This is a genomic window from Streptomyces sp. NPDC020362 (assembly GCF_040642095.1).
Taxonomy (GTDB): Bacteria; Actinomycetota; Actinomycetes; order Streptomycetales; family Streptomycetaceae; genus Streptomyces.
Map to the genome: position 1 here is coordinate 1 of NZ_JBFAET010000381.1, position 4,035 is coordinate 4,035.

General features: G+C 68.3%; 2 protein-coding genes and 2 pseudogenes. 1 reads left to right on the forward strand and 3 read right to left on the reverse strand.

Features of this window, described 5'->3' with window-relative positions; translation table 11 throughout:
* Positions 1 to 343: 343 nt before the first annotated feature.
* The 3 genes and pseudogenes from AB0H32_RS47190 to AB0H32_RS47200 all read right to left on the reverse strand — a co-directional run bounded on the left by AB0H32_RS47190 (position 344) and on the right by AB0H32_RS47200 (position 3,103).
* Positions 344 to 913, reverse strand: a complete 570-nt coding sequence (locus AB0H32_RS47190; RefSeq protein WP_361135561.1) for a hypothetical protein — start codon at positions 911 to 913, stop codon at positions 344 to 346.
* A 66-nt stretch (positions 914 to 979) separates the two neighbouring features.
* Positions 980 to 1,694: pseudogene (locus AB0H32_RS47195) on the reverse strand (hypothetical protein); the annotation flags it as partial.
* Positions 1,695 to 1,887: 193 nt separating this feature from the next.
* Positions 1,888 to 3,103, reverse strand: a pseudogene (locus AB0H32_RS47200) (IS701 family transposase).
* A 149-nt stretch (positions 3,104 to 3,252) separates the two neighbouring features.
* Here AB0H32_RS47200 and AB0H32_RS47205 point away from each other — a divergent pair.
* Entirely contained in the window at positions 3,253 to 3,426 is a 174-nt protein-coding gene (locus AB0H32_RS47205) for a transposase domain-containing protein (RefSeq protein ID WP_361135564.1), read from the forward strand.
* The last annotated feature ends 609 nt before the right edge of the window (positions 3,427 to 4,035 follow it).

A 4,035-nucleotide genomic window follows, 5' to 3' on the forward strand; every position in this document is an offset into this window, starting at 1 on the left:
ATCGCCCCCGGCAGCCGTGCGGCCGGGGGCGGGACTGGTCTGTGCCGCCCGCTAGCGGACGGGCGGCGGCGAGATCATGAGGCGCATACAGGAACCCTAGCGTGGCCGCTTCGGCGGGTGCGAACGCTTTCCATGCCGGACGGACCAGTGTGCTGCGCCGCAAGTTCCCAGCCAGATCGGGCCGAGCCGCGGACGGCAAAAATGCCTCGTCGGCGACGAGGCTTCGGCCGCCGAGACCGGGCAGATCTACCGATGGATTTCAGGCGCAGCACACTCGGAATCGTCCGGCCGATCATGTGGCGGAGGCGGGTGGACGCGGCGGTCTTGCCTGTCTGCTGAGGGGTTACAGAGGAGCCAACTCCACCCTGCCTGTGAATCGGCCGCCCACTTGATCGGCGAGCCAATGAACGCGGGCGATCTGGTCGCCGTTCCGGTCCCGGACGTGCACATGGACGGTGTGGTCCTGCGACGGCTCGTCCTGGTAGAGGTCCCGGGAATTCACTGTCAGCGTGAGGTACGCGTACTTCTGCGAGATCGCTTCCAGTCCAGCTTCGGGAACCGCAGGCCATCCGTCCAGATCCCACCGAACAGCTGCGGGATCTGACCCCAGGGCGGCGATGAAGGGCTCGGCGCGGTCCAGCGGACGACCCCAGTCGAACACTCGGATCGGCAGACAGTCTGCAGGGTTGTCGCCGGCCTCCGACGAGCCGTGCTCCTTGCCGACCGACGCCCACCATTCGAGATCGGGCAGTACGTGACGTACTTGCGTCAGGACATCCGGCGACCTGATCACGGCTTCGAAGTCGACCTCTCCCTGGCTGATGTCTGCGACGCCTAGCAAAGAACGCACCGCACGTATGGCTTCAGATAGGTCGGCGGTTGTGAGGACAGCAGCCGCAGCAGAGTTACTCATGCCGGAACTGTAAGACGGCACTCACAGGCTGACCCAAGCGGGTTCTGACCTGCCTCGTGCCTGTCAGGACCGGAGCCATATTGCGAGCGACGCTGCGGTGACCGTGCCGAGGAAGACATAACCGCGTTTGTCGTACCGCGTGGCCACCGCTCGGGACTGCTTGAGTCGGTTGATCGTGCGTTCCACGGTGTTGCGCTTGTTGTAGCGCTCCTCGTCGAAGCCGGGCGGCCGTCCGCCGCGTGAGCCTTTACGCAGGCGGGAAGCCCGACTGTTGGTCTTCTCCGGGATCGTGTGCCGGATGCCCCGACGCCGCAGGCAGTGGCGGCATGGGCCGTTGCTGTAGGCCTTGTCGGCCGCGAGACTGTCCGCCTTCCTGCGGGGCCTGCCCTGCCTGGGCCGAGGCACACGGATCTTCTCCAGGACCGGCTTGAACTGCGTGCAGTCCGCCCGCTGTCCCGGCGTGACGACGAGGGACGGTGGGCGGCAGCGGCCGTCCACGCTCAGGTGGAGCTTGCTGGTCAACCCGCCGCGCGAGCGGCCCGGTCCCTCACCTGACGCGCCACGTCCACCCGGCGGGCGTACAGACTCCGCGACGGCGATTCGTGCTGGTTTTCTGGGACTTCGGCCCCCTTTGAGGCAGGGGCCGCGGGCGGGTCGGTGCGGGCGCCGGCCGCGTGCTGATGCGCCCGCACGATGGTCGAGTCAACCGAGGCGTCCCAGTCGACCTCACCGCCGCATCCGCCACGCCCTGGACCTGCTGGAGCAGACGCTCCCACGTACCGTTGGCCGACCACAATAGCCACGTCAACGACCCGGACACGAGGCAGTCACAGGATCGACCGGACAACTCCTAGTAGTGCTTCGTTAGGTTCTGGCTCTGGCACTGCTTGCGGTGAGTGGTCGCCCGCAGGTGGTGCAGGTGCCGGTCCAGCACCTCAACAGGTCCTGAAGAACGTCGAGGACCTGGTAGAGGGTCAGGCCGGCGTGTGTGCTTTTGGGTCGAGCCGCCGGAGGGTGAGGAACGCCTGGGCGGCGGTGACGAGGGTGACGTGATGGTGGCAGCCGCGCCAAGTGCGGCCCTCGAAGTGGTCCAGGCCGAGGCCGTGTTTGAGCTCGCGGTAGTCATGTTCGATCCGCCAGCGCATCTTCGCCCACCGCACCCGGTCGGCGATCGGGGTCGTGGGAGGCAGATTGGTCATCCAGTAGCCGGTCGGCTCGTCGGCTGCTTCGGGTCGTTCGACCAACAGGGTGCGCAAGGGCAGCACGCCGTTCCACCTGTTGCGTCCGCCGGCCTGTTCCTGGGCAGTGCGGCAGGCTTCCTTGCCCGACGGCCGGACCTGCAGTACAGCGAAGTGCGAGGTCATCGTGCCTTTGCTGCCCTGCCGCCAGGTGACCTTCTCGAACACGGTGGCGAAGTCGACGAGGCTGGGCACCGAGCAGGGTGTTTCGCGGTAGCGGGGGCAGTGCCGGTGGTGCCAGTCCGCCACAAGCTGGTTGATACGGCTCGGCGTCGGCAGGTCGTGCGATCTCTTTGGGGTCGACGGCCATGACGTATGACCAGCCGCGTTCTTCCAGCACGAGCCGGAAAGAGACGCTGCGGCCATAGCCGGCATCCGCCACGATCACCGGCACGGCCAAACCCTGCCCGGCCAGCCGGTCCAGCAGGCCCGGAGCCAGACGGGTCTTGGAGGTATGCCCGATCTCGCCAGGGATCCCCGCCCGCCGACGCCTGTGCAGGTCGCCGGTCCATTCCTCGGGCAGGAACAGCTCCCACTCCAACGGGCACGTTGCGGTGTCGGTGGCGGCGTGCACGCTGACCGCGACCTCGCAGTTCGCCCGCTTGCCCGGCGCTCCGCAGTACTGGCGGGCCACCTCCACCGACGCGGTGCCGCACTTGGGAAACGACACATCGTCGACGACCCACACCTCCGGCCGGATCGCCTTGCACAACCGCTGGGCGATCCGCCGCCGCACCGGCAGCCAGTCCCACGGCGACTGGTTCACGAACTGCTGCAGGGCCTGCATGTTGCCGTCCGGCAGCCGCTCGGCCATCGGCTGGATCGACTTGCGACGGCCGTCCAGCATCAGACCCCGCAGGCAACACTCGCCCCACCGGCGCTGATCCCGCCGCGGCACCGACCCGAAAACATCGGCAACGAACTCCGATAACTCACCGCGGAGCCGCTCCACTTCCCCCCAGCGTCACACCACAAAGATGCCCACCACCAGGCGAGGTCACTCGACGTAACGAAGCACTACTAGTAGCAATGCCGTTGCCTTTGCCGTGGGCGTAGTCTGCTTGGCAGTGGATCCCGGGGGTGGTTCGGGTGGCTGCGAGTGTGTCTGACTTATCGGGTCTCGGCTTGTTGACCTGGGTGTATCCGCCGGGCTTGGCGGATCGGGTGGTGGCCGCGTGCGGGCGTTCCGAGCAGCGCCAACGGCTGCTTCCCGCGCGGCTGGTGGTGTACTTCGTGCTGGGGCCCTGTTCTCGCCTGCTCCGTATCCGGAAGTGATAGGCACCTCGTCGAGGGGCTGCGGGGTGTGGGACTGCTGGGCAACTGGCATGTTCCGGCGAAGTCCTCGCTGTCGACAAGGCGGGCAGCGTCCTGACCGCCTTCGAACCGGCCTCCCTCACCCGGCTGCCGGGCCATGCAGTGCGCCATCCCAAAGGAGCTGAAGTCGGAGCACGGCGTCCGCTCCCAGCAATCCCGTACCCACCGGTGGACACCCCCGACGTCGACGGTGGTCCGGCGCCCCGCGCACGTCTGCCGAGGTCCGCCACCGGCCTTGTCAGACGGCGGCCATGGACCGCAGGTCCGCCGACGAATGAGACCGCGGCCGACAGGGCCGGATCGTCGAACTCGGCGTCGGTCCCGGCCCCTCCGCTATTGGTGCCTTCCGATCCTCCCCAGGGACTCGAACAGCCCGACCTCGCCGGCCGGCCCCGCGCCCCGCGGCAGCCCGCCACCCTCCGTCCAGCGCTCGCGCCCGGTCGGCGCCCCCGCCGCGCTCACCCTCGCCTTCTTGCCGCGACGTGGAGCGAACACGTCCGACGCGGCGCGCCCGCCAACCGGGCGAGGGGGCGGGCCGGACGGCATGGTGCGAGGGCTCGAAGGGGGCAG